Below are 22,962 nucleotides of genomic sequence, written 5' to 3'. Positions count from 1 at the left end.
CCGGGTGAGCCGACGCGCCTCAGGTGCGCGGTTCGCGACCGGCCGGCTGCCGCGGCTCGTCGAGCAGGGGGGTCGGGGCACGGAGCGGCACGGAGACCGGTGCCGCGGCCGTGACCGGCAGCGGGGCGCCGTCCACGACGACGGTCACCGGCCCCTCGCCGCGCAGCAGCGTGACCGTGGTGCCCTCGCGCGTCGTCTCGACGCGGAGCAACCGGCCGCGCCAGGTGAGGTGGTACGCGGTGCGGGTGAGCGAGGAGGGCAGCAGGGGCGCGATCTCGAGGTCCTCGTGGTCCTCCCGCATGCCGCCGAGGCCCGCGACCAGCGCCAGCCACGCCCCTCCGATCGAGGCCAGGTGCAGGCCCTTGGCGGTGTCGCCCTGCACGTCCCGCAGGTCGACGAGGGCGCACTCCCGCAGGTAGCGCAGGGCGAGGTCGGGGTGCTGCGCCTGGGCGCACACGACCGCCTGGACGGCGGCGGAGAGGGAGGAGTCCCGGACGGTGCGCGCCTCGTAGTAGTCCAGGTCGCGCGCCACCTCCTCGTCGGTGAAGTCGTCGCGGCACCACCACAGGGCCTGGACGAGGTCGGCCTGCTTGAGCACCTGCCGCCGGTAGAACTTCGCGTAGTGCTGGTGCTCCTGGACCGGGTAGTCCTCGCGCTTGTCCTCGAACCGCCACTCCCGGTAGGTCGTGAAGTTCTCGTTCATCGGGTGCACGCGCAGCCCCTCGTCCCACGGGACGTGGACGGCATCGGCCGCGGACCGCCAGGCAGCGGTCTCGGTGTGGTCCACGCCCAGCTCCCGGGCGCGCGCCTGGTGCCGCCGGCAGGCGTCGGCGGCCCACCGGAGGTTGCGCCGGGCCATGAGGTTGGTGAAGACGTTGTCGTCGACCACGCCGGTGTACTCGTCCGGTCCCGTCATGCCGAACAGGTGCCAACCCCCGGCCGCGTCCTCGTGGCCCATGGACATCCACAGCCGCGCCGTCTCGACGAGCACCTCCAGGCCCCCGACGGAGTCGAGGTCCTCGCCCGTGGCGTTCTGGTGGAGCCGGAAGGCGCGCGAGATGTCGGCGTTGACGTGCATCGCTGCCGTGCTCGCGGGCCAGTACGCGGACAGCTCGGGCCCGCTGATCGTCCGCCACGGGAAGGCCGCGCCCGCCAGCCCCAGTGTCCCGGCCCGCTCCCGGGCGTGGTCCAGCGTCGACGAGCGCCACCGCAGCAGCCGGGCCGCCGCGTCCGGGCGCAGCAGGGTCAGGGCGGGCAGGACGAAGCCCTCGACGTCCCAGAAGGTGTGGCCGCTGTACCCCATGCCGGTCAGCCCCTTGGCGCCGACGGGGGCGTCGGAGATGCAGGCGGCGGCGCAGAACAGCTGGAAGACGGCGTAGCGCAGCGCCTGCTGGAGCTCGGGGTCGCCGTCGACCTGCACGTCCGCCGTCGCCCACAGCTCGTCGAGCACGGCACGCTGACGGGCGAGCAGCCCCTCCCACCCGAGGTCGCGCGCCGACCCCACGGCGGCCGAGGCCTCACCGACGACGGAGTCGACGACGGCGTCGTAGGACCAGCTGTAGCCGACGGCCTTGACGACCGTGAGGCCCTGGCCGGGGAGCAGGTCGGCGGCGACCGTGGTGATGACGTGGTGCTCGTCGGCGTGCGTGCTCACCCGCCCGCCGTCGATCTCGTGGTCCACCGCGGCGGCGATCGTGATGCCCGAGCGGTGCGTCCGTGACCCGAGGGCCCCGCCGGTCGCCGTGCTGACGTGGACGAGCGGTTCGAAGGCGTGGTCCAGGGCCGGTGCGACCCGCGGGTCGTCGTTGTCCACGCCCGTGGGCGTCACCTCCCCGGCGGCCACCTCCGACCGCACGACGACGTGCGCGGGACCGTCGAGGGCGCGAACCTCGTACCGCACCGCGCAGACCGACCGCTCCGCCAGGGAGACGATCCGCCGCGAGGTCACCTCCATGGTCGTGCCCGACAACGCCGTCCAGCGCACCCGGCGGTCCAGCGTGCCGGCGCGCAGGTCCAGCGTGCGCTCGTGGACCTGCGGGCGGACCTCGCGCACGTCGAGCGGGACGCCGTCGACGAGGACGCGCACCGGCGTGCCGTCGGTGACGGTGAGCAGCCCCTGCCCCACCTCGGGGTGCCCGTAGCCGCCCTCGGGATAGGACAGCGGGTGCGTCTCGTAGACCCCGGACAGGTAGGCGCCCCGCATGCCGAAGGGCTCGACCTCGTCGAGCGTCCCCCGGATCCCGAGGTAGCCGTTGGCGAGGCTGAAGACCGACTCGGTGACGCCGAGCGTCTCGAGGTCCACGTGCGGCTCGCGGACCAGCCACGGGGCGGTGTCGAGTCTCGGGGTGGTCACGTGCGGCCCTTCCGTCGTCGCAGGAACGGTCCGGGCGCCCGCGGGGCCCACTCCCCTGTCCTACCTGTCCTACCGGTCGGCACGCCGCGGCGCGATCCGGCGGCACGGCCCCGCCGCGGAGGAGCACGGCAGGATGCGGGCATGTGCACGGTGGTGGTGCGTCGGTCCGCCGACCGGCCGGTGCAGGTCCTCGCCGTCCGCGACGAGGTGACCACCCGCGACTTCGACGACCCCGGCCGCTGGTGGCCGCGCTTCCCCGACGTCGTCGGCGGGCGTGACCACGCCGCCGGGGGCACCTGGTGCGCGACCCGGATCGACACCGGCGTCACCGCCCTCGTGCTCAACCGGTACCACGAGCGACCGGCCGCGCCGGGGGCTCCGAGCCGCGGGGAGCTGCCGCTGCTGGGTGCCGTCCACGGCGCCGACTGGGTCTCCCACGTCCGGCTCGACGGGATGGCGGGCTTCCTGCTCGTCCTGGCGGCTCCGGACCGGCTGACCACCTGGGAGTTCGACGGCGACCGGCTCACCCGCACCGAGTGCGCCGACGGCACGTACGTGATCACCTCCGGCGGCCCCGAGGACCGCAAGGCCGAGCGCTGGCGGGCGACCTTCGCCGGGACGGACTTCCCCGACGGCTGGCGCGGGCTGGTGCAGGACGGGCCCCCAGCCGACGACCCCTCCGCGCTGGCCGTCCGGCACGAGCGCGACGGTCAGGTGTACGGCACCGTGTTCGCCGAGATCGTCGACGCCCGGCCCGGACGGCTGCGCCTCGAGTACAGCCGCCGCCCCTGGACCGGCGCCCCCTGGGACACCGCCGCGTTCGACGGGCCATGACCGCGACGCTGCCCTTCGAGGACCACTTCGACGCCCCGGTCCTCGACACCACCGTCTGGGTCCCCCACTACCTGCCGCAGTGGAGTTCCCGGGCCGCCACCGCCGCGGTGTACGACGTCGGGGACTCCTGCCTGCGCCTGCGGGTGCCGGAGCACCACCCCCTCTGGTGCCCCGACGACCACCCGCCGCTGCGGGTCTCGGGTATCCAGTCCGGGGTCTTCTCGGGTCCCGTGGGCAGCACCGTCGGCCAGCAGCCGGTGCGCCCGGGCGCCGTCGTCCGCGAGGAGCAGCCGGCGCACTGGGGGTGGACGCCCCGGTACGGCCGCCTGGAGATGCGCGCACGGGCGACGCTCACCCCGCGGTCCATGGCCGCGTGGTGGCTGGTCGGCCTGGAGGACCGGCCCGAGCGCTGCGCCGAACTCTGCGTCATGGAGGTCTTCGGCGACGCCCTGGACGCGACCCCGAGCGCCGCCGTGGGGATGGGCACGCACCCGTTCCGCGACCCGCGGGCGGTCGAGGACTTCGCCGCGCCCCGGCTGGACCTGGACGTCGCGGAGTTCCACACCTACGCCGTCGACTGGCGGCCCGACCGGGCGGTGTTCCTCGTCGACGACGAGCCCGTCCGCACCGTTGCGACCACGCCGGACTACCCGGTGCAGTCGATGCTCGCCGTCTTCGACTTCCCCGAGAAGGCCGTCCGCGGGGAGCCCTACGTCGAGCCCGAGCTCGTCGTCGACCGCATCGGCGGGACCCCGGTCAGCTGACCACCCACCTCCTCAGGCCGGGGCCGGGGCGGCGCCCAGCTGCACCAGCAGGCCCAGGAAGTCGGCGGCGGTCCAGCGCTCGGCCACCTGGTCGCTGCGGAACCGCATGATCGTGATGACCTCGAGCAGGTAGGGCCGGCCCGTGGCGGGGACGCCCATGAAGTCGCCGTGGTGCTCACCGGACACGGTGAAGCGGCCGCTGTACAGGTCGCCGTCGACGAGGTGCTCGTGGATGCGCAGCTCCGGGTTGGGGCGCCCCGGTGCACCCAGCGCCGACCAGAACTGCTGGTAGAAGCCGGCCACGCACGGCTTGTCCATCGGATCCGGCTGGACGCCGTGGAACCGCAGGTCCTCGGCGTACAGCCGGAGGTAGCCGGGCAGGTCCCCGGCGTTCCACGACAGCCGCGCCCGTTCCACCCGCTCGGCGAGAGTGGTCATGGCTCCTCCTGCACGGTACGACCGGCACTGCACGGCATGACCGGCACTGCGCAGTGCGACCCGACGCCGCACAAGACCACCCGGCGCTGCGCGAGGTGACCTGTCGGCCCCGCCGAGGACCCTCGCAGCCGGGCCCGGCGCCCCCCAGGGCCCTTCGTCCTCCGCCGGGATCTGCTCCTCCCGCGCCGGGTGCGGGACGCTGCTGTCACGGATCGGCCTCGGCCGGTGTCTTGATGCCGCGACCAGCACACGAGGAGGAGACATGACCAGCACCCCGCGGATCCCCCCGGCCGAGATCACCGGCGTCTACGGCGCCGTGCTCAAGGCGGCCAGCCGGAAGATGCTCGGCGACGTGCCCGAGGCCCTCGGCATCATGTGGCACAACCGGCCGGTGCTCCGGTTCAGCTTCGGGCTGGGCCAGAAGGCCGGGCGGTGGCACGCGTGCGACGAGGACCTGAAGTCCTACGCCCACATGGCGGTGGCCGCGCTGATCGGCTGCTCGTTCTGCCTGGACCTGGGGTACTTCCAGGCGCACAACAAGGGGCTCGACGAGGCCAAGGCCCGGGAGGTGCCGCGGTGGCGGGAGTCCGACGTCTTCACCCCCCTGGAGCGTGACGTCCTGGAGTACGCCGAGGCGATGTCGCAGACGCCGCCCTCGGTGACCGACGAGCTCTCCGCCCGGCTGCTCGAGCAGCTCGGGGCGCCGGCGCTGGTCGAGCTCACCGCCTGGATCGCGCTGGCCAACCAGTACGCGCGCACCAACGTCGCGCTCGGCATCGAGGCCCAGGGGCTGGCGGCGTCGTGCGGCCTGGCGCCCCTCGCGCAGCCGAGTGCGGTCACCGCCCCGGCGCAGCCGACCGGGGTCGCGTCGCGGGCATGACCGACGACCCGTTCCTCGCCCACCGCAGCCTGCTGTTCACGGTCGCCTACGAGATGCTCGGCACCGCCGCCGACGCCGAGGACGTCGTGCAGGAGACCTGGCTGCGGTGGGCGGCCCTCGGAGCCGGTGCCCGTGCCGAGGTCCGCGACCCGCGGGCCTACCTGGTGCAGATCGTCACCCGGCAGGCGCTCAACCGGCTGCGCACGCTGGCGCGGCGACGCGAGGAGTACGTCGGCGAGTGGCTCCCCGAGCCGCTGCTGACCAGCCCCGACGTGGCCGAGGACGTCGAGCTCGCCGAGAGCGTCTCCTTCGCGATGCTGACCGTGCTGGAGACCCTGGGCCCCACCGAGCGGGCGGTGTTCGTGCTGCGCGAGGTGTTCCAGTCGCCCTACGACGAGATCGCGCAGGCGGTCGGCAAGACGCCGGCGGCGGTGCGGCAGATCGCCTCCCGCGCGAGCCGGCACATCGCCGCGCGGCGGCCGCGGGTGCGGGTGAGCCGGGCCGAGCAGGAGGCCGTCGTGGCGCGGTTCCTGGCCGCGGTCCGCGGTGGCGACCTGCAGGGGCTCCTCGACGTGCTCGCCCCGGACGTCGTCGTGGTCCCTGACGGCGGCGGCGTGGTCGCCGCGGCCCGGCGGCCCATCCACGGAGCCGACCGGGTGGCGGCGCTGCTGAGCGGCCTGGCCCGGCTGGCCGGCGAGCTGACGGCGACGCCGGTGTGGCTCAACGGCGGCCCGGCGGCGCGCCTCGACCTCGACGGCCGGCTGGACACGGTGGTGAGCCTGGTCGTCGAGGACGGCCGGATCACCCACGTCTACGCGGTCCGCAACCCGCACAAGCTGACCCGGGTCGACGAGGAGGCCGAGCTCAGCCGGTGACCGTGCGCGCCGACCGGACGGTTCCCGCCGACCGGGGCCCGCCGCCACCGCGCCCGGCGGCGCAGTGGCTGACACCATCGCGGCATGAGCCACGGCCACGCCGTCCAGCGAGAACTCCGCGAACCGGCCCGCGCGTTGCGCCGCGCGATCCCCGAGGTCTACGACGGCTACCGCCAGATGCACGCCGCCGCGTACGCCGCGGGTGCGCTGGACGAGAAGACCAAGGAGCTGATCGCCCTCGCCATCGCGGTCAGCAAGGAGTGCGACGGGTGCATCGCGTCGCACGCCCGGGGGGCGGTCCGCACCGGCGCGACCGAGGCGGAGGTCGCCGAGGCCCTCGGCGTCACCATCGCGATGAACGGCGGTCCGGGCACCGTGTACGGCCCGCGCGCGTTCGCGGCCTTCCGGGAGTTCGCCGAGGAGACCGACCCCCAGCAGGGCTGACCGGCGGTTCGCCGGGCGGGGCGAGGTCACCGGACTGGAAGCTGCCACGGCCGGAGGGACGGCCCACCCGGCAGCCGGGCCTCAGACCCCCATGTCGGCGGGCCGCTCGCTGCGCCGTCTGGACGGCGACAGCACCCCCGCCGCGACGAGGGACGAGCAGACGCCCGCGACGGTCGCGACGACGGCGGCGAGCCCCACGAGCTCCGTCGCGAGCGGCAGCAGCAGGACGACGGCAGCGGCCCCGAGGAGCAGGGGTGGGGAGATGACCGGCCCGCGCACGATCGGCGCGTGCACCGCCCAGAGGAGGACGAGAAACACGCTCACCGGGAGGGCGACGGCGTAGCCGACGCCGGTCGCGGACACCTCCAGGGAGTGGCCGGTGCCCTCCACGGCCACCTCCAGCCCGGCGCCCACGGCCGCGAGTGCGACGAAGATGCCGTAGTGGCCGTAGCCCCACAGGAACGACCGGTCGCGCCGGTGGGCGAGGCCCTCTCCCGACGGCTCCAGGAAGTAGAGCCACCAGAGGGCGAAGAGCAGGACCAGCCCCCCGAGGGCGACGGTGACGAACGACCCGGTCACGCCCGCCCCGGCCGCGGATGCCGCCTGCACCCCGGTCGACGCGGCCAGCACGCTCTCCCCGAGCAGGATGATCACGAAGAGTCCATAGCGTTCGGCGATGTGGTGCGGGTGCCAGCTGGTGGGCCGGGTCCGCTCCGCCCAGCGCGGTACCGCCAGCTCGCCGACGACGAGGACGAGGAACACCGGCAGCAGGGCCGGCTCCGGCAGCACACCGGTCTCCGCGAGCACGAGGCGGGCGAACCAGCCCACCTGGAGGACGGAGATCCCGAGGGCGTAGCGGACGGCGGTGCGCCGGCTCGCGGCGTCCTCCAGCCCCGCCCGGAGCCACTGCGCCACCAGGCCGATCCGCATGACCAGGTAGCCGAGGGTGATGGCGCGGTAGTCGTTCTCCTCGAACGCGGACGGCACACCCGCCGCGAGCACGAGGACGCCCGCCATCTGGACCATCGTCAGGACCCGGTAGGGGACGTCGTCGGTGTCGAAGGACGAGGCGAACCAGGTGGCGTTCATCCACGCCCACCAGATCGCGAAGAAGACCTGGAGGAAGGGCATCAGGTCGTCCAGGGCGTGCCCGGTCGCGATGCCATGGGCCAATTGCGCGGTGATGCTCGCGACGGCCACGACGAACGTCAGGTCGAACAGCAGCTCCAGCGGGCTGGACACCCGGTGCGGCTCGTCGGGTGACCGTTCCCGCATCCGGATGCGCAGCCGCCCCGAGTGGTCCGCGATCCCGGTCACCCGGCCAGGCTAGGAGTCCGGGGCCCGGCGGGCGAGGTTCGACCCGACACCGGCGGGCCCCTCGCCCGCTCCGCTCGGGCGCCGTGCCCAGCGCCTAGCCTCGACGCGTGGCGTTCACCGTGGCCGACGCGCACCTGCTCGCACTGGCGGCGCACGAGGGTCAGGTGGACCGCCAGGGCCGCGACTACTACCTCGCCCACCTGCGGCCGATCGCCGAGGCGCTGCGCCCGTACGGGGAGTACGCCGAGATGGCCGGCCTGCTGCACGACATCGTCGAGGACACCCGCGACGCCCCCGACCCGGCCCGCCGCTACGACCTGGACCGGCTGCGCGCACTCGGCGTCCCGGAGGTGGTCGTCGAGGCCGTCGACGCGGTCACCCGGCGCCCCGGTGAGCCCTACATCGCCGGCCTGATCCGCCGCTCCGCCGCGCACCCGCTCGGCCGGCTGGTGAAGCTGGCCGACAACCGGCACAACCTGGCCGCCAACGCCGAGCTGGCCCGGACCGACCCCGACAAGGCGCGCAGCCTGCGCGAGGGCCGCTACCGCCCGGCCCGCCGGATCCTGCTCGCCGCCGAGGCCGCGGACCCGGTCCACGGCCGCCGCGTCCTGGCCTGACCGCGCCGGACGGTCCGGGCCTCATCCGACGAGGGGCCGGAGGTTCTCCGTCCACACGTCCCAACCCACCCGGCCGATGAGCGCGGTGACCACCACGAGGAAGGCGACGCGGATGAAGCCGCTGCCCCGCGTGGTCGCCGTCCGCGAGCCCAGGTACCCGCCGAGCATGTTGGCCGCGCCCAGCAGGAGACCCAGGCCCCAGAAGACCGAGCCGTGCGGCACGAAGAACAGCAGGGCACCGAGGTTGGTGGCGACGTTGACGATCTTGGCCTTGGCGCTGGCCGCGAGGAAGTCGTAGCCGAGCAGCGACACCATGGCGAACACCAGGAAGGACCCCGTCCCGGGGCCGAGGATGCCGTCGTAGAAGCCGATCACGGCGCCGACGACCGCGGCCACGCCGTGGTGCCGGCGGCCGGTGTGCCGCAGTGCGGTCACCTCTCCCAACGACGGCCGCAGCAGCGTGAACAGCGCGATCGCGACGAGGGCGACGACGATGACCGGCTTGAACACGCTGGCCGGCAGCAGCGCGGCGACCGAGGCCCCGGCGAAGCTGCTGACCAGCGCCACCGCGGCCATGGGCAGCGCCGTGCGCAGGTCGGGGTGGACGCGCCGCTGGTAGGTGACGGCGCTGGTCGTGGTGCCGAAGATCGACGACAGCTTGTTCGTCCCCAGCGCCTGCACCGGGGTGATCCCGGGGACCAGCAGCAGGGCGGGCAGCTGCAGCAGGCCGCCGCCGCCCACGACCGCGTCGATCCAGCCGGCCGCCAGCGCGGCGACCAGCACCAGCACCAGCACGGTGGGGGTGATCCCGTCGGGCAGGAGTTCGGTCGGCACGAGCAGCCAGTCTCCCCGGCCGGCCGCGCCACGGGTGGCACCACCCCGCGAGCCGCCCCCGCCAGGAGGACACCTCCGGCTACCGGGGGGTGGGGAACGACCGGTCGCCGAAGAGGACGCGCCGCGCCGCGGCCTGTCCGAACGGCGTGCGCAGCAGGGGGAACGCCGCCGCCGCCATCGCGGGCGTGCGCACCTGGGCCAAGCCGTGGCGCAGCGCCAGCCGTCCCCGGAAGCGGGCCCGCAGGGCGCCGCCGTCGTACCGGGCCAGGGCGCCGGGCCGACCGGTGCGCAGGGCGTCGTCGAGGACGTCGGCGGCGTGCTCCGACAGCCGCAGGCACGGATCGAGACCGCCGGCGGTCAGCGGTGAGACCGCGCCCGCCGCATCGCCCACGAGCAGCCCGTCGGGGCCGCCGATCCGGCGCAGCAGACCGCCGACGGGGATCGGCCCACCGCGCCGCTCGACGTCGAGGGGGCGGTCGACGCCGGGCAGTCCGGGCGCCGAGACGGCGAACCGCTCCAGGGCCCCGCGCAGTCCCTCGGGGAAGCGGTGGGCGTAGCCGGCCACCCCGACGTGGGCGTGCCGCCCGTCGTTGACCACCCACGCCAGGTAGCCGGGAGCCAGCGAGGGGTCGAGCACGCAGTGGAACGCCGGGGGCTCCACGCCGCCGGGGACCGCGAAGACCTCCTCGGCCCCGACCAGCAGGGCGCGGTTGCGGTCCAGGCCGAGGTCGCGGGCCACCCGCGAGCGGGCTCCGTCGGCGCCGACGACGAACCGCGCCCGCACCCGGGCCGGTCCGTCCGCCCCCGTCACGACGAAGGCGTCGTCCCGCCGGCCGGCGTAGCGGGTGCCCAGCGCGATCCGCACGCCGGCGTCGGCCGCGGTGCGGGCGGCGGCGAGGTAGAGCGGCGCCATGTCGCCCACCCGGAACTCGTCGCGCGCGCTGTCCAGGGTCACCGGGCGGCCCCGCCCCGGGGGGTGGAGCACCACGCGCCGGATCGGCGGCCCGAGGCAGTCGGGCGGGAGTGGGAAGTCGTCCAGCGTCTTGCGGACGAAGATGCCGGTGGTGCGGATCGCGCCGGTGAAACCGGGGCGCCGCTCGACCAGCAGCACCTCGTGGCCGCGCCGGGCGAGCAGCGTGGCGGTGTGCAGCCCGGCCAGCCCGGCGCCGACGACCAGCACGTCGACGGTCGCCGGGACATCGCGGGCGGTCACTCCTCGACCCACTCGAGCAGGTCACCGGGCTGGCACTGCAGCACCCGGCACATGGCGTCCAGGGTGCTGAAGCGGACCGCCTTGGCCCGGCCGTTCTTGAGCACCGCCACGTTGGCCGGGGTGAGCCCGACGCGCTCGGCGAACTCGCCGACGCTCATCTTGCGCCTGGCGAGCTCGACGTCGATGCGCACGACGATGGGCATCAGATGACCGCGTCCATGTCGGTCCGCAGCGTCGTGGCCTGCCGCAGCAGGGCGCGCATCACCACCATGAGCAGCCCCACCACGGCGCCGGCCACGACCACCAGCAGCAGCGCCGCCGACAGACCGGGCGGCCCCCCGCCGAGGACCGACCAGCCGAACCCGCCGAGCAGCAGCACCCAGGCGGCGGCGAGCGCGCCCACGATCGTGTTCACCCAGCCCATGGACGCCGCGCTGAAGATCCGGTCGTCCTCGACCAGGGTGAGCAGCCGCCAGGTGCAGGCGATCACGACCTGGACGCACAGCAGCGCCGGCACCGCGAGGGCCAGGACCGGCCACCGGAGCGACGCCAGCTCCGGCGACTCCTCGGCGATCTGCCGTAGCAGCACGGGGAGGACGGCGACCTGCGCCGCGAGGAGGGCGCCGAACGCCAACACGAGCAGGACCCGCAGCAACCCGACCACCCGGGAGGTTCTCGTCACCCATCGAGTCTCGATGGGGATCCATCGGATGTCGATATGTCAGACGTGCCGAACCGCCGGTCTCCCCGTCGTCAGGTCCCGCCGTGCTCCCCTCGGCGTCCGCCGGTCCGGCTCGCGCTCGCAGGGGGCGGGGACGAGCCGGTCCGACGTCGGGCGGCTCACCGGACGGTCGGCCGGAACCCGTCCTCGACCACCGCGTCGGCGACGCCGCGGCCGATCTCGCGGGAGTCGTCCATCGCGTCGCGGAAGTGGAACCCCAGCCAGATCCGCGCGTCCGTGACCTCGTCCAGCCAGGTCTCCTCGTCGTCGTAGGTCCGGGTGGTGTTCGTGACGTTGCTGCGGATCTCCATGTCCACCTGCCCGCGGCCGTACAGCTCCTCGAGGGTCTCGGCGACGGCAGAGCTGACGCAGCCGTGGCCACTGGGGTTGTCCGGGTACGGCGGGGCGGGCCGCAGCGAGGTCCACGCCGGGTCTGCCGTCGTCGCGGGGTTGCCGTCCCGGTCCGCCTGCTGGATCCCGGTGACCGGGCGCCAGAAGGGGGTGTCGTACTTGACCCGCCAGCAGGTGATCAGCGCGTCGGCCCCGGCGGTGTTGACGGCGGCGAACATCCGCACGGTGTCCGCGATGTCCATCTGCTGCCGGACGGCTCGCTCCCGCATGGCGTCCTGGTACTGCCGCACGGGGTTGTCGCTCCAGAACAGAGCGAGGTCGGTCTGCTCCGCGGAGCGGCTCGCGCTCGTCGCTGAGCCCATCGCCGCCACCTCGGCGAGGTCCGCGGCGTACTCGTCGCTCTCCAGCGGGTCGGGCCCGTCGGTGGCGAACTCCTCCGGGGAGTCGACGAACAGCGGCTCGGTGAAGCCCAGCCACGGGGCCTGCATCTCGCCGGTGCCGGTCGGCACCCACATCCCGGCCGGCGGCTCCTCGGGCCGGTGCAGGGTGATCGGGGCGTCCCGCCCGTCGTCGGCGCGAGCCGCGACGAGGGCGGCCGCGGCGTCGGCCCCCACCTGCTGGCCGTTCCGCCGCACCTCGTCGTCCGGGACGCCGCCGAGCCAGGCGTCGTAGTCCGCGTCCAGGGCGGCCCGGGACGCCGGGAACCAGTGGACGAGCACGTCGTGGGCCGCGGTCGCCGCGGCCACGTCCGACGCGCCCCCGCCGTCCTCGGCGGTGACGACGGCGTCGTACACGGCCGTCGACACCATGCCGAGGTAGAGCTGGGCCACCGGTGGAGGCTTCTCCCCCTCGACGCCGATGGTGCGCCAGGCGATCGCGTTCCAGCTGAGCACGACCCCGGGGTCACCTGGCGGCTCGGCCGGGGGGTGCGCGGCCGCCGCGGTCGGTGTCACCGTGAGCACCAGCAGCGCGGCGGCCGCGGCACCCTGACGCCGTGCGGTGCGGGCCCTGGTCATGGAGTGCCTCCGCGGTCCCGCTGCCCGCCACCCCTGGTCCCCCGTCTCGGGACCGGTGGCGGCGCCGGGAGCAGAGGAGGAACGCTAGTCCCGGGTGCGGGCCGCGGACAGGGCCCGGCGCGCGCCGTCGGCGAGCGGGGTGTCGCGACGCTCCGACGGTCAGCCCTCGACCGGCCCGCAGGCGATGCGGCCGCCGGCGTCGCCGGTGTTGCGCGTCATCTCGTCGGGGCCGTCGGGGGCGTACCGCTCGGGGACGTTCGCGTAGTTGTCCCGCCCCGCGTGCACCATGACCGCGCTGCCGTCGTCGTCGGTGAGGTCCGCCCGGGTCAGGGCGTCGGTGACGACCGCGAGCGACCCGGCACCCGTCTGGTCGACGAACAGCACGGGGAGGTCGCCGGCGTGCTCGCCGTGGTCGGCCGTCCCGGCACCGAGGTGTCCTCCGGCGGAGAGGAAGTCCCCGGTCATGGACGGGTCGGCCGGGTTGGTGCTGTCCGGCTCGCAGAGGCCGACGGCGTGCACGTGGAACCCGTGGAACCCCGCCGGGAGCCCGTCCACCTCGACCTTCACCTGCAGGCCGCCCTCGACCTCGCGGAAGACGGCGGTCCCGACCTCCCCACCCTCGGGGTCGACCAGGCGCGCGGTGAGCTCCTCCTCCCCCTCGGCCGGGTCGGCCGCTCCCGCGCCGCCCCCAACGTCCGGCGCGGCCGCTGCCCCGTCGTCGGCCGCGCACCCCCCGACGAGCAGGAGCGGGACGACGCAGGGACAGGCGAACGCGAGAGCGACCGTGCGGCGCATGGGGATCCTCCTGACGGGCGGTCGACGGCCGGACGACCGCGACCGGGACGGGTGCGGGTCCCGGCGCCGCCGACGGATCGGCCCAGCCCCCCGCGCCGGGACGCAGCCAGCGTCCTCCGGGGGACGCCGCGGAGGAACCCGGTCCGCTCCCGCCGCCGGGCCGCGCCGGGCCCCGGGCCGCGGCCGGTGGCGTTCCGCGCTCCCGGAGCCGAGGCCCTTTCCCCGGACCCGGGTCCGTGGTGCACTGCGTCCCTCCGTCGGCCCGGCGGCGTCGACAGTGAGCTGGGGGCAGCGATGTCTGTGGAGCAGGACGTGACCGGAGCGATCGGGGCGGCACCCGCCCGGAGCGAGGTCGCAGGCGACAGAACCGACGGCGGCACGGGCACACCGGGCCGCACCGCGCCGTGACGACCACCGCGCCCCGCGGCACCGGGGCGGTCACCCCCGGCAACGGCAACGGTGGCCACCCGCCCCGCCGCGCGACCATCGCCGCGCGGACGCTGCGCACCGACCGCTGGTGGCTGCAGCCCCTGCTGACCGTCGTGGCGCTGGTGGCGTTCATCGTCTACTCGACGGTCCGCGCCTTCCAGAACGCGTACTACTTCTCCGAGCCCTACATCTCGCCGTTCTACTCGCCGTGCATCACGACGGCGTGCGAGGGCGACACGTTCCCGGAGTGGTTCACCGGGCCGGCGTGGATCTCCCCGGCGATCTACATCCTGGTCGTGCCGCTGGGTTTCCGCCTCACCTGCTACTACTACCGGAAGGCCTACTACCGGTCGTTCTGGCTCTCCCCGCCGGCCTGCGCGGTCGCCGAGCCCCACCGGCGCTACACCGGCGAGACCCGGTTCCCGCTCATCGCGCAGAACGTGCACCGGTACTTCTTCTACCTCGGGCTGCTGTTCAACGTCGTCCTCACCTACGACGCCGTGCTCGCCTTCCGCGACGAGACCGGCGCCTGGGGGCACATGGGGCTGGGCACGCTGGTGCTGCTGGCGAACGCGGCGCTGCTGTGGCTGTACTCGCTGTCGTGCCACTCCTGCCGGCACATCGTCGGCGGCCGGCTCAACTCCTTCTCCCGGCACCCGCTGCGCTACCGGTTCTGGACCGTCGTCTCCCGGCTCAACACCCGGCACATGCAGTTCGCCTGGATCTCCCTGGCCGGCGTCGCCTTCGCCGATCTCTACGTCCTCCTCCTGGCGACCGGCACGATCTCCGACCTTCGCTTCTTCTGATGCAGGAGTTCTTCTGATGGAGCTCGAGCGGCACGAGTACGACGTCGTCGTCGTCGGCGCGGGGGGTGCGGGGCTGCGGGCCGCGATCGCCGCCCACGAGGCCGGGGCGCGCACGGCGGTCGTCTGCAAGTCCCTGCTCGGCAAGGCGCACACGGTGATGGCCGAGGGCGGCATCGCCGCGGCGATGGCCAACGCCTACCCCGAGGACAACTGGCGGGTGCACTTCCGGGACACCATGCGCGGCGGGAAGATGCTCAACCACTGGCGGATGGCGCAGCTGCACGCCCAGGAGGCTCCCGACCGCGTCCGGGAGCTGGAGGACTGGGGCGCCCTGTTCGACCGCACCCCCGACGGGCTGATCAGCCAGCGCGACTTCGGCGGCCACCGGTACGCCCGCCTCGCCCACGTCGGCGACCGCACCGGCCTGGAGCTGATCCGCACCCTGCAGCAGCGCACCGTGGCCCTCGGCATCGACGTCTACATGGAGTGCACGGTCACCCGGCTGCTCACCGGTCGAGGTGCTGGGGCGGCTGACGACGCAGCCGACGGCGTCGGCGTCACCGGCGCCTTCGGCTACTGGCGGGAGTCGGGGCGGTTCGTCGCCTGGCAGGCGCCGTCGGTGGTGCTGGCCACCGGCGGCATCGGCAAGTCCTACAAGGTCACCTCGAACTCGTGGGAGTACACCGGCGACGGGCACTCCCTGGCGCTGCAGGCCGGCGCCACGCTGGTGAACATGGAGTTCGTCCAGTTCCACCCCACCGGGATGGTCTGGCCCCCGTCGGTGCGCGGGATCCTGGTCACCGAGAGCGTGCGCGGCGACGGCGGCGTCCTCAAGAACTCCGCGGGCAACCGCTTCATGTTCGACTACATCCCCGACTTCTTCCGCAAGGAGACGGCGGAGACCGAGGACGAGGCCGACCGCTGGTACGACGACAAGAAGAACAACCGGCGCCCACCCGAGCTGCTGCCCCGCGACGAGGTCGCCCGCGCCATCAACAGCGAGGTGAAGGCCGGGCGCGGGACCCCGCACGGCGGGGTGTTCCTCGACATCGCCTCGCGCCGCCCGGCCGACTACATCCGCAAGCGGCTGCCCTCGATGTACCACCAGTTCAAGGAGCTCGCCGAGGTCGACATCACGGCCGAGGCGATGGAGGTCGGGCCGACCTGCCACTACGTGATGGGCGGGGTGGAGGTCGACCCCGACGACGAGGCGGCCCGCGTCCCGGGCCTGTTCGCCGCCGGCGAGGTCGCCGGCGGCATGCACGGGTCCAACCGGCTGGGCGGCAACTCCCTGTCGGACCTGCTGGTGTTCGGACGGCGCGCCGGGCTGGCCGCCGCGGAGCACGCCCGCGGGCGGGTCGACCGGGCGCCGCTGCCCGACGAGGCGCTGGCCGACGCCGCGCGGGCGGCGCTGGCGCCGTTCGAGCGGGAGGGTGGCGAGAACCCGTACACGGTGCAGCAGGACCTGCAGCAGACGATGCACGACCTGGTCGGCATCATCCGCACCGCACCGGAGATGGAGCAGGCGCTGGAGCGCATCGCGGCGCTCAAGGAGCGGGTGGCGAACCTGTCGGTCGAGGGGCACCGCCAGTACAACCCCGGCTGGCACCTGGCCCTGGACCTGCCGCACATGCTCCGCGTCAGCGAGTGCATCGCCCGCGCGGCGCTGGAGCGGCAGGAGAGCCGCGGCGGGCACACCCGCGACGACCACCCCACCCCTGACGCGGAGTGGGCCCGGACCAACCTCGTCTGCTCCCTCGCCCCGGACGGCTCCGTGGCGCTCACCCGGCAACCGCTCCCGCAGATGCCGCCGGAGCTGGCCGAGATCTTCGAGGAGTCGGCGTGAGCCAGCGTGCGAGCTCCGTCATGAGTACAGCCACATGCATGCAGGCGACCAGCGCCAGCGAGGAGACGGCATGAGCTACGACGCCACCTTCCGGGTCTGGCGGGGCGACGCCGCGGGCGGAGACCTGCAGACCTTCACCGTGCCGGTCAACGAGGGCGAGGTGGTCCTCGACGTCGTCCACCGGCTGCAGGCCACCCAGGCCGGCGACCTCGCCGTCCGGTGGAACTGCAAGGCCGGCAAGTGCGGGTCCTGCAGCGCGGAGGTCAACGGGCGGCCGCGGCTGATGTGCATGACCCGGATGAGCACCTTCGGCGAGGACGAGACGGTGACGATCACCCCGTTGCGCACCTTCCCCGTCGTCCGGGACCTGGTCACCGACGTGTCCTTCAACTACGACAAGGCCGCGCAGATCCCGCCGTTCACCCCCCGGGCCCGGGACGCGGACGGCAACCACCGGATGCAGCAGGTCGACGTCGAGCGGCCGCAGGAGTTCCGCAAGTGCATCGAGTGCTGGCTGTGCCAGGACACCTGCCACGTCATCCGCGACCACGAGGACAACAAGCGGGCCTTCGCCGGCCCGCGCTTCCTCATCCGCCTGGCCGAGCTGGACATGCACCCGCTCGACGTCGTCGACCGCAAGCACGCGGCACAGGACGAGTTCGGGCTCGGCTACTGCAACATCACCAAGTGCTGCAGCGAGGTGTGCCCGGAGGGCATCCACCTCACCGACAACGGCATCATCCCGCTCAAGGAACGCGTCGTGGACCGCCGGTACGACCCGCTGACCTGGCTGGGGTCGAAGATCGGCCGGCGCCCGCGCCGGTGACCCCCGGCCGCGGCGCTCAGAGCCCGAGGGAGCCGGACGCGGGGTCGGCCCACCGGCCGGAGGCGTCGTAGGAGCGGACCACCAGGGACCTCCACCGGCCGGTCCGGCTGATCTCCTTCTCCGACACCCCCTGCGCGTATGCCGTGGTGGCGAACCCGCGGCGCAGCGAGTGCGGTGACAGCCCCTCGGGGGAGACGCCGGCGCGCTCGGCGGCGCGGGTCAGGACCAGGTCGACGCTGCGGGTGGTGAGCGCGGCCGTCCCGAGCCGCGGGGCGCGCCCCTTGCCGACCGACCGGAACAGCGGGCCCGACGTGATCCCCTGCCCGGCCAGCGCGGCCAGCCACGCGCGGGCGGCGCGGACCGGGCAGGTCACCTCGCGCACGCCCTCGGCCAGCGCGAGCGTCTCCCCCGCGCCGTCCTGGTCGGTCTTGGAGAAGCGCACCAGGACGTCGAGGCCGCCGTGCCCGGCCGGGGTGAGGTCCTCGATCCGCAGCCAGCACAGGTCCGAGGCGCGCAGGCCCAGCGCGTAGCCGATCAGGATCAGGCAGCGGTCACGCGTGCCGGCGAGGGTCTCCGGGAGGTCCTCGACCAGCGCCCGGACGGTCGCGGTGTCCACCGCCCGGGCCCGCCGCGGCCGGTGGCCGGCGCGGGCGGCGGTGCGGCGGATCCCGGCCAGGGTCCGCCGGACGCCCGCGCTGTCGCCCGGGGCGGGGTGCCCCGCGGTGCGGTGCGCGTCGTTGAGCGCCGACAGGCGCCGGGCCACGTACCGCGGGCTGTGCCCGTCGTCGGCCATCGACGCCAGCCAGGCGGCGACGGCCAGCGGGTCCGCGGGCAGCGTCGCCGGCAGGGCGCGGCCGGCGCACCAGGCCGCCCAGGCGGCCACGTCGCGCGCGTAGGTGCGGCGGGTGCTCTCGGCCTGGGCCGCGGCGACGTACGAGCCGATCGAGGTGAGGTCGCCGGACCGGAGCGTGCCGTCGCCGGCCGGCGCCGGGACGACGGTGCCCTCCGCCGCGGCGGTGGCCTCCGGGTCGGTGTCCGCGGCCTGGTCCGGGTGCATCCCGGGAGTCTCCCGCGGGACGCCGGGGCGCGCGAGCTGCACTTCGTAGAAGTGGTGTTTCTCGGAAGTGGTCCTGCCCTCCAGAAGATGGATGGGATCACCGGATCGCCCATCCGACTATCGTCCGTACATGGACACCCCCGCCGCCTCGGCAACCCCGGAGCCGTGCGCCTTCCCCGGCTGCGCGGCACCGCGCCGTCCCCGGACGCCCGGACGCAGCGGCCCGTCCCCCAAGTTCTGCACCGACCCCGGTCACAACCCGGAGTCCGCCCGGCAGGAGCGGGCCCGGGTGAGCGGCCAGCGGTCGGCCCGGCTCGGTGCGGCCACCGCGGCGTTGACCGACGACCTCCCTCCGGAGGGCCGGGTCCGGCACCTGGTGGCCCGGTGGGCCACGGCGACCCGGGAGGCCGCCGTCGCGGCGGAGACGCAGGCCGCCCTGCTCGCCGCCGCCGCCGACGCCCTGGCCGAGTACCGGGACGAGGAGACCGTGGAGGCCCGGATCGCCCAGGCCCGGTCCGACGTCGACGCCGCCCACGCCGCGCGGCTGCGCGCCGAGGAGCGGGCCCTCCGGGCCGAGCAGGCCGGCGCGGAGGCGCGGGCGGCGCGCCAGGCGGCCGAGCGCGACGTGGAGGCCGCCCGGACGGCCGCCGACCGGGCGGTCACCGAGGCCCGCGCCGACGCCGCGCACCGGATCGGGCTGGCCGAGGAGGCGCGCTCCGCCGCCGAGTCCGGCCGCGAGCAGGCGGAGGGTCAGCGGGACCGGGCCGAGGCCGAGCGGACCTCCGCCGAGGCGCGGGGCGCCGACGCCGACCTGCGCCGGCGGGCGGCCGAGCAGGACGCCGAGCGGGCGCGGCGTGCGGAGGAGCGGGCCCGCGCGGAGGCCGCCCGCGAGCACGACGCGCTCGTCGAGGCCCGGGCGAGGTGGAGCGTCACCGAGCGCACCCTCGCCGAGACGGTGCGGACGAGGACGGAGCAGCGCGACGAGGCCCTCGCCGCGCGGGACGAGGCGCTCGCCGCCGCGGCGGGCGCCCGGGCGCAGGCGCGCGAGGCCGACCGGGACCGGGACCGGGCCCGGGACGCCGAGCGGGACGCGCGGGCCTCCGCGCGCGAGGCCGGTGACCTGGCCGCGGCCGCCGAGCAGGCCCGCCAGGAGGCCCGCACCGACGCGGCCCGGTCGGCTCAGCGCGCCGAGGACGCCACCGCCCGCGCGACCGCGGCCGAGGCGACGGCACGCTCGGCCAGCGAGCGGGTCGGCGCGCTGACCGCCGAGGTCGAGGCCCTCCGCGCGCGGCTGCGCCCCTGACCGGACGGGGCGGCCGGCGGGACCGCTCTCAGCGTCCGGCGGTCAGGCGGTCGGCGTCGATCCGCCGCCGCGCGACGTAGTAGAGCGTGGCCCCTGGCGGCACCGGCCGGTCCCACGGCGGGCTCACCACCAACTCGTCGTCGGAACGGACGGCCAGCACGGTGGCCCCGAACTCGCGGCCGAAGCGGCTCTGCACCTCACCGAAGGCGACCGGCGGCCAGCCGGCCGGGACCCGCACGGAGTAGGTGTTGCCGGAGCCGCCCTCGGTCATCAGCTCGTTGTAGATCTCGGTGATGCCCGGGTCGTTGGCCTCCTCGGTCAGCAGGAAGGGCATGTGCCACTGCACCACCTGCACGTCCGGGTTGACGTAGCGGAGGTTCTCCCGGCGCCGGAGGTCGCGCACCGCGACCACCAGGTGGACCCGCGGGTTGGCGTGGTCCACGGCCACCGCGACGGCGAGGGCCTCGTTGTCGTCCCGGGCGTCGACGACGGCGGTCCGGGCCCGTCCGATCCCGGCCCGGTGCAGCACGTCGGCGTCGGCGAGGTCGCCGCGGACGAAGTGCACCGCGTCCTGATGGGGCATCGGGTTCTCCGCGACCTCGTCCCAGGCGCACAGGGCCACCTGCTGCCGGCCCTCCGCGGTCAACTCCGCCACGATCCGCTCGGTCCGCCCCGGGAGGTAGCCGAGGAGGACCACGTGGTCGTCCAGGTCCAGGGTCACCCCTCCTCTGAGCCGCCTGCCCCGCACCGACTGCAGCGCCTCGGCCAGCTGGGTGAACAGCAACGTCAGCGTGACGATGCCACCCACGATGACGTACAGGCCGACCGCCCGGCCGCCGGCCGAGACGGGGAAGAGGTCGCCGTAGCCCACGGTGGCCGCCGTGACGACGAAGTACCACCAGTAGTTCCCCGGCGCGACGATCTCGCTGCCCCGCGGCTCGACGAGGGCCATGGCCAGCCAGCTGGTCAGGAACACCCCGACCGCCACGGTCAGTGGCAACCGCCACCCGCGCAGCCGCAGCCGCAGCAGCCGCGCCAGGCGACCGATGAAGAACAGCACACGCCCTCCCGAGGATCATGGCGGCACCGCAAGCTACCGCTCGCGCGCGCCGGCTCCGGCGACCCGGGCGGTCCGGTGCTGGTCAGGCACCCGTTCGGCCCCCGGGCCGGGTTGTCGGGATACGGTCGGCCAGGCCTCGACCCCTCCGCAGGAAGGCGGCCCCATGACCGAGGTGCTGCTCGTCCTCCTGGCGCTCCTGGCCGTGCTGGCCGTCGTCATCCTGGTGCTGCGCCGGCGGAACCTGGCGCGGCGGCCCACCCCGCGCCGGGTGGACCCGCTGGCCGACGAGCCGGACGTCTACGACCCCCACGCGATCGGCGTCGGCGACGTCATCACCTACGCCGGGATCGACCACGTGGTGCGCGGCACCATCGTGCTCGAGGAGGGCGGCACGACCTGGCGCGAGCACCTGCTCGACGGCTCCACCGGACGGCGCTGGCTCACCGTGGAGGACGACGAGGGCGAGCTCGAGATGACGCTGTGGATGCGCCGGGAGGGCACCGGGCTCACCCCGGACGGGGACGTCGTCCTCGACGACCGGGTCCACCACCAGCTCGAGCGGGGCCGCGCCTCCTACACCGCGGAGGGCACCACCGGCACTCCCGCCAGCGGGACGGTCGACTACGCGGACTACGCGACCCGGGACCGCACCGGCCTCATCGCCTTCGAGCGCTGGGCGCCGACCCAGTCCTGGGAGGTCTCGACCGGGCGCGCGGTGACCCGCGGCGAGCTGACCGTCTACCACCGGACCCCCGAGGCATGACGCTGCTCTCCTTCGATGTGCCGCCGCGCGACGTCACCGCCGGCGCCCTCGGTCTGCTGCTGCACGCCCCCGCACCGGCGGCGCTGGCCGAGGTCCGGCTGCGGGCCACGCACGGGGGGACGCTCCGCCTCGGGGTGCTGGGCGCCTCGCACGTGGTCACCGCGACCGTCCCCGGGCACGAGCTCACCGAGCAGGTGTCCTGCGACGCGCTGCCGGCCGGGGGCACGGCGCTCCCCCGGCACCTGCGCTCCGGCGGCTTCGAGATCAGGTCGTCGGTGTCCGCGGTGTCCCGCGCCGAGCTCGACGCCACCGCCGGCGACCTGCGGGCGCGCGCCGCGGAGGACCCCGCCTGGCTGTGCGGGCGGTTCCCCGGCTCCGACAGCGCCCTCACCGCCCTGACCGGCGCGGCCCTCGCCGAGGGCGGCTGGGCGTGGCAGACCTGGCACCTGTACCCGGCCGGGGCCACCGGCGAGATCGTCACGACCCGCAGCCGGTGGACGCCGTGACCGCGCGCCGGTGGACCGCCGTCCTCGTGGCCGCGGTCCTGCTGCTGGCCGCGTGCGGCAGCGGCAACCAGGTCCGGGACTTCCTCCGCGACACCTACTCCCTGCAGACCTCCACCGGGGACACCGCCGTCTACAGCTCGTCGGACCCCGTCGGCACCACCACGACGGCGATCGTCGACGCGGTGCCGCCCGCCGAGCGCGCGGCCGACGGCGGCAACGAGTACCTGCGCTACGACGACGACATCGTCATCGTGAGCCCGGCCGGGAGCGGCAGCACCGTGCAGGTCGAGGACGTCGACGGCCGCTACAGTCGCGGCGCCTTCGTCTTCCTCGGCCCCGGGTTCCGGCCCGGCTCCCCCGCCGGAGGCGGCGCCGGGAGCGGCCCGGGCGACGGCAAGTGACGTCATCGCCACCCTCTCCCCCGATCCCCGTCCCCAGGAGTGACACGTGAGCGCGACAACCCATGCGCTGCAGTTCGGCTCGGTCGACGGCGGCCTGCTCGCCCAGGGCGTGGTGGCGACCCTGCTGTTCTTCATCGTCGGGCTCGCCGTGCTGACCGTGGGCTTCCTCGCCCTGGACCTGCTCACCCCCGGGAACCTGCGCACCCAGGTCTACGTCGACCACAACCCGAACGCCGCCATCCTGCTCGCGGGCAACCACCTGGCGCTGGCGATCATCGTGGTGACGGCGATCATGACCAGCGCCGACCGCCTCGCCCAGGGCCTGGTCGACTCGGCGGTCTACGGGCTGCTCGGCGTCGTGCTGCAGGCGCTGGCGCTGCGGCTGCTCGACGTCGTCGTGCCGGGCCACCTGCGCGACGTCGTCAACACGCCCCACATGACCGGCACCGCGTGGGCGGTGGCCAGCAGCCTGGTGGCGATCGGCGCGGTGAACGCCGCCGCGCTGTCCTGATC

The 22,962-nt window shown here is 74.9% G+C and carries 25 protein-coding genes; 14 read left to right on the top strand and 11 right to left on the bottom strand.

Annotated elements, in window-relative coordinates; all coding sequences use genetic code 11:
• Positions 1–19 precede the first annotated feature (19 nt).
• A complete protein-coding gene (locus CRP39_RS22155) occupies positions 20–2,353 on the bottom strand; it encodes a glycoside hydrolase family 65 protein (protein WP_097208557.1) in 2,334 nt (777 codons plus the stop codon).
• A 141-nt stretch (positions 2,354–2,494) separates the two neighbouring features.
• Here CRP39_RS22155 and CRP39_RS22150 point away from each other — a divergent pair, with 141 nt between their 5' ends.
• The gene (locus tag CRP39_RS22150) at positions 2,495–3,187 is read left to right on the top strand and encodes an NRDE family protein (RefSeq protein ID WP_221201057.1); all 693 of its coding nucleotides are present in this window, start codon (positions 2,495–2,497) and stop codon (positions 3,185–3,187) included.
• A complete protein-coding gene (locus tag CRP39_RS22145) occupies positions 3,184–3,951 on the top strand; it encodes a glycoside hydrolase family 16 protein (protein WP_097208556.1) in 768 nt (255 codons plus the stop codon). The genes CRP39_RS22150 and CRP39_RS22145 overlap by 4 nt, the downstream gene beginning before the upstream one ends.
• Positions 3,952–3,963: 12 nt before the next feature.
• Here the strand turns inward: CRP39_RS22145 and CRP39_RS27040 are convergent, their stop codons facing one another.
• Complete coding sequence (locus CRP39_RS27040; RefSeq protein ID WP_172442573.1) at positions 3,964–4,389, bottom strand: ester cyclase; 426 nt, start codon at positions 4,387–4,389, stop codon at positions 3,964–3,966.
• Between the two features lie 262 nt (positions 4,390–4,651).
• On the opposite strand from CRP39_RS27040, the gene CRP39_RS22135 reads away from it, so the two are divergent.
• The 3 genes from CRP39_RS22135 (at position 4,652) to CRP39_RS22125 (ending at position 6,588) form a co-directional block, all read left to right on the top strand.
• A complete protein-coding gene (locus CRP39_RS22135; protein WP_097208554.1) occupies positions 4,652–5,269 on the top strand; it encodes a carboxymuconolactone decarboxylase family protein in 618 nt (205 codons plus the stop codon).
• Positions 5,266–6,144 (top strand): RNA polymerase sigma-70 factor, encoded by an 879-nt coding sequence (locus CRP39_RS22130; protein ID WP_097208553.1) that lies wholly within the window; start codon positions 5,266–5,268, stop codon positions 6,142–6,144. The genes CRP39_RS22135 and CRP39_RS22130 overlap by 4 nt, the downstream gene beginning before the upstream one ends.
• Before the next feature lie 84 nt (positions 6,145–6,228).
• Positions 6,229–6,588 (top strand): carboxymuconolactone decarboxylase family protein, encoded by a 360-nt coding sequence (locus tag CRP39_RS22125; RefSeq protein WP_097208552.1) that lies wholly within the window; start codon positions 6,229–6,231, stop codon positions 6,586–6,588.
• An 81-nt stretch (positions 6,589–6,669) separates the two neighbouring features.
• Here the strand turns inward: CRP39_RS22125 and CRP39_RS22120 are convergent, their stop codons facing one another.
• Positions 6,670–7,905, bottom strand: coding sequence for a low temperature requirement protein A (locus CRP39_RS22120; protein WP_216359867.1), 1,236 nt, complete (start codon positions 7,903–7,905; stop codon positions 6,670–6,672).
• A gap of 107 nt (positions 7,906–8,012) precedes the next feature.
• Here CRP39_RS22120 and CRP39_RS22115 point away from each other — a divergent pair, with 107 nt between their 5' ends.
• Positions 8,013–8,522, top strand: coding sequence for an HD domain-containing protein (locus tag CRP39_RS22115; RefSeq protein WP_097208551.1), 510 nt, complete (start codon positions 8,013–8,015; stop codon positions 8,520–8,522).
• Positions 8,523–8,543: 21 nt separating this feature from the next.
• Here CRP39_RS22115 and CRP39_RS22110 read toward each other — a convergent pair whose 3' ends face one another.
• From CRP39_RS22110 to CRP39_RS22085, 6 genes are all read right to left on the bottom strand, one after another.
• A complete protein-coding gene (locus CRP39_RS22110) occupies positions 8,544–9,356 on the bottom strand; it encodes a sulfite exporter TauE/SafE family protein (protein WP_245854034.1) in 813 nt (270 codons plus the stop codon).
• A 79-nt stretch (positions 9,357–9,435) separates the two neighbouring features.
• The gene (locus CRP39_RS22105) at positions 9,436–10,569 is read right to left on the bottom strand and encodes an NAD(P)/FAD-dependent oxidoreductase (RefSeq protein ID WP_216359866.1); all 1,134 of its coding nucleotides are present in this window, start codon (positions 10,567–10,569) and stop codon (positions 9,436–9,438) included.
• Complete coding sequence (locus tag CRP39_RS22100; protein ID WP_097208549.1) at positions 10,566–10,772, bottom strand: helix-turn-helix domain-containing protein; 207 nt, start codon at positions 10,770–10,772, stop codon at positions 10,566–10,568. The genes CRP39_RS22105 and CRP39_RS22100 overlap by 4 nt, the downstream gene beginning before the upstream one ends.
• The gene (locus CRP39_RS22095) at positions 10,772–11,251 is read right to left on the bottom strand and encodes a DUF2975 domain-containing protein (protein ID WP_097208548.1); all 480 of its coding nucleotides are present in this window, start codon (positions 11,249–11,251) and stop codon (positions 10,772–10,774) included. The genes CRP39_RS22100 and CRP39_RS22095 overlap by 1 nt, the downstream gene beginning before the upstream one ends.
• A 158-nt stretch (positions 11,252–11,409) precedes the next feature.
• Positions 11,410–12,657 (bottom strand): vanadium-dependent haloperoxidase, encoded by a 1,248-nt coding sequence (locus CRP39_RS22090; RefSeq protein WP_097208547.1) that lies wholly within the window; start codon positions 12,655–12,657, stop codon positions 11,410–11,412.
• Positions 12,658–12,816: 159 nt separating this feature from the next.
• Positions 12,817–13,452, bottom strand: a complete 636-nt coding sequence (locus CRP39_RS22085) for a superoxide dismutase family protein (protein ID WP_097208546.1) — start codon at positions 13,450–13,452, stop codon at positions 12,817–12,819.
• Between the two features lie 404 nt (positions 13,453–13,856).
• On the opposite strand from CRP39_RS22085, the gene CRP39_RS22080 reads away from it, so the two are divergent.
• From CRP39_RS22080 to CRP39_RS22070, 3 genes are all read left to right on the top strand, one after another.
• Positions 13,857–14,687, top strand: coding sequence for a hypothetical protein (locus CRP39_RS22080; RefSeq protein ID WP_097208545.1), 831 nt, complete (start codon positions 13,857–13,859; stop codon positions 14,685–14,687).
• 16 nt (positions 14,688–14,703) lie between these two features.
• Positions 14,704–16,533 carry a fumarate reductase/succinate dehydrogenase flavoprotein subunit gene (locus CRP39_RS22075; protein WP_172442572.1) on the top strand — a complete coding sequence of 610 codons (1,830 nt, stop codon included), beginning with the start codon at positions 14,704–14,706 and terminating at the stop codon, positions 16,531–16,533.
• 70 nt (positions 16,534–16,603) lie between these two features.
• Complete coding sequence (locus CRP39_RS22070; protein ID WP_097208543.1) at positions 16,604–17,359, top strand: succinate dehydrogenase/fumarate reductase iron-sulfur subunit; 756 nt, start codon at positions 16,604–16,606, stop codon at positions 17,357–17,359.
• A 16-nt stretch (positions 17,360–17,375) separates the two neighbouring features.
• Here CRP39_RS22070 and CRP39_RS22065 read toward each other — a convergent pair whose 3' ends face one another.
• Positions 17,376–18,416: a site-specific integrase gene (locus CRP39_RS22065; protein ID WP_097208620.1), complete on the bottom strand. Its 1,041-nt coding sequence runs from the start codon at positions 18,414–18,416 to the stop codon at positions 17,376–17,378.
• A 130-nt stretch (positions 18,417–18,546) separates the two neighbouring features.
• Here CRP39_RS22065 and CRP39_RS27035 point away from each other — a divergent pair, with 130 nt between their 5' ends.
• Positions 18,547–19,719 carry a coiled-coil domain-containing protein gene (locus tag CRP39_RS27035; protein ID WP_172442571.1) on the top strand — a complete coding sequence of 391 codons (1,173 nt, stop codon included), beginning with the start codon at positions 18,547–18,549 and terminating at the stop codon, positions 19,717–19,719.
• A 28-nt stretch (positions 19,720–19,747) separates the two neighbouring features.
• Here CRP39_RS27035 and CRP39_RS22055 read toward each other — a convergent pair whose 3' ends face one another.
• Positions 19,748–20,779 carry an ion channel gene (locus CRP39_RS22055; RefSeq protein WP_097208541.1) on the bottom strand — a complete coding sequence of 344 codons (1,032 nt, stop codon included), beginning with the start codon at positions 20,777–20,779 and terminating at the stop codon, positions 19,748–19,750.
• Positions 20,780–20,942: 163 nt separating this feature from the next.
• Between CRP39_RS22055 and CRP39_RS22050 the strand changes: the two genes are divergently transcribed.
• From CRP39_RS22050 to CRP39_RS22035, 4 genes are read left to right on the top strand one after another with little or no spacing between them, the layout of a single operon-like run.
• Positions 20,943–21,542, top strand: a complete 600-nt coding sequence (locus tag CRP39_RS22050) for a DUF4178 domain-containing protein (protein WP_097208540.1) — start codon at positions 20,943–20,945, stop codon at positions 21,540–21,542.
• Positions 21,539–22,048 carry a DUF2617 family protein gene (locus CRP39_RS22045; protein ID WP_097208539.1) on the top strand — a complete coding sequence of 170 codons (510 nt, stop codon included), beginning with the start codon at positions 21,539–21,541 and terminating at the stop codon, positions 22,046–22,048. The genes CRP39_RS22050 and CRP39_RS22045 overlap by 4 nt, the downstream gene beginning before the upstream one ends.
• Positions 22,045–22,449 carry a DUF4247 domain-containing protein gene (locus CRP39_RS22040; RefSeq protein ID WP_216359865.1) on the top strand — a complete coding sequence of 135 codons (405 nt, stop codon included), beginning with the start codon at positions 22,045–22,047 and terminating at the stop codon, positions 22,447–22,449. The genes CRP39_RS22045 and CRP39_RS22040 overlap by 4 nt, the downstream gene beginning before the upstream one ends.
• Positions 22,450–22,495: 46 nt before the next feature.
• Positions 22,496–22,960, top strand: coding sequence for a DUF350 domain-containing protein (locus tag CRP39_RS22035; RefSeq protein WP_216359864.1), 465 nt, complete (start codon positions 22,496–22,498; stop codon positions 22,958–22,960).
• Positions 22,961–22,962 lie beyond the last annotated feature (2 nt).

It is taken from the genome of Geodermatophilus sabuli (assembly GCF_900215145.1).
Taxonomy (GTDB): domain Bacteria; phylum Actinomycetota; class Actinomycetes; order Mycobacteriales; family Geodermatophilaceae; genus Geodermatophilus; species Geodermatophilus sabuli.
The sequence above is the reverse complement of the archived record's forward strand: the minus strand, read 5'-3'. Positions and strand labels throughout refer to the sequence as shown.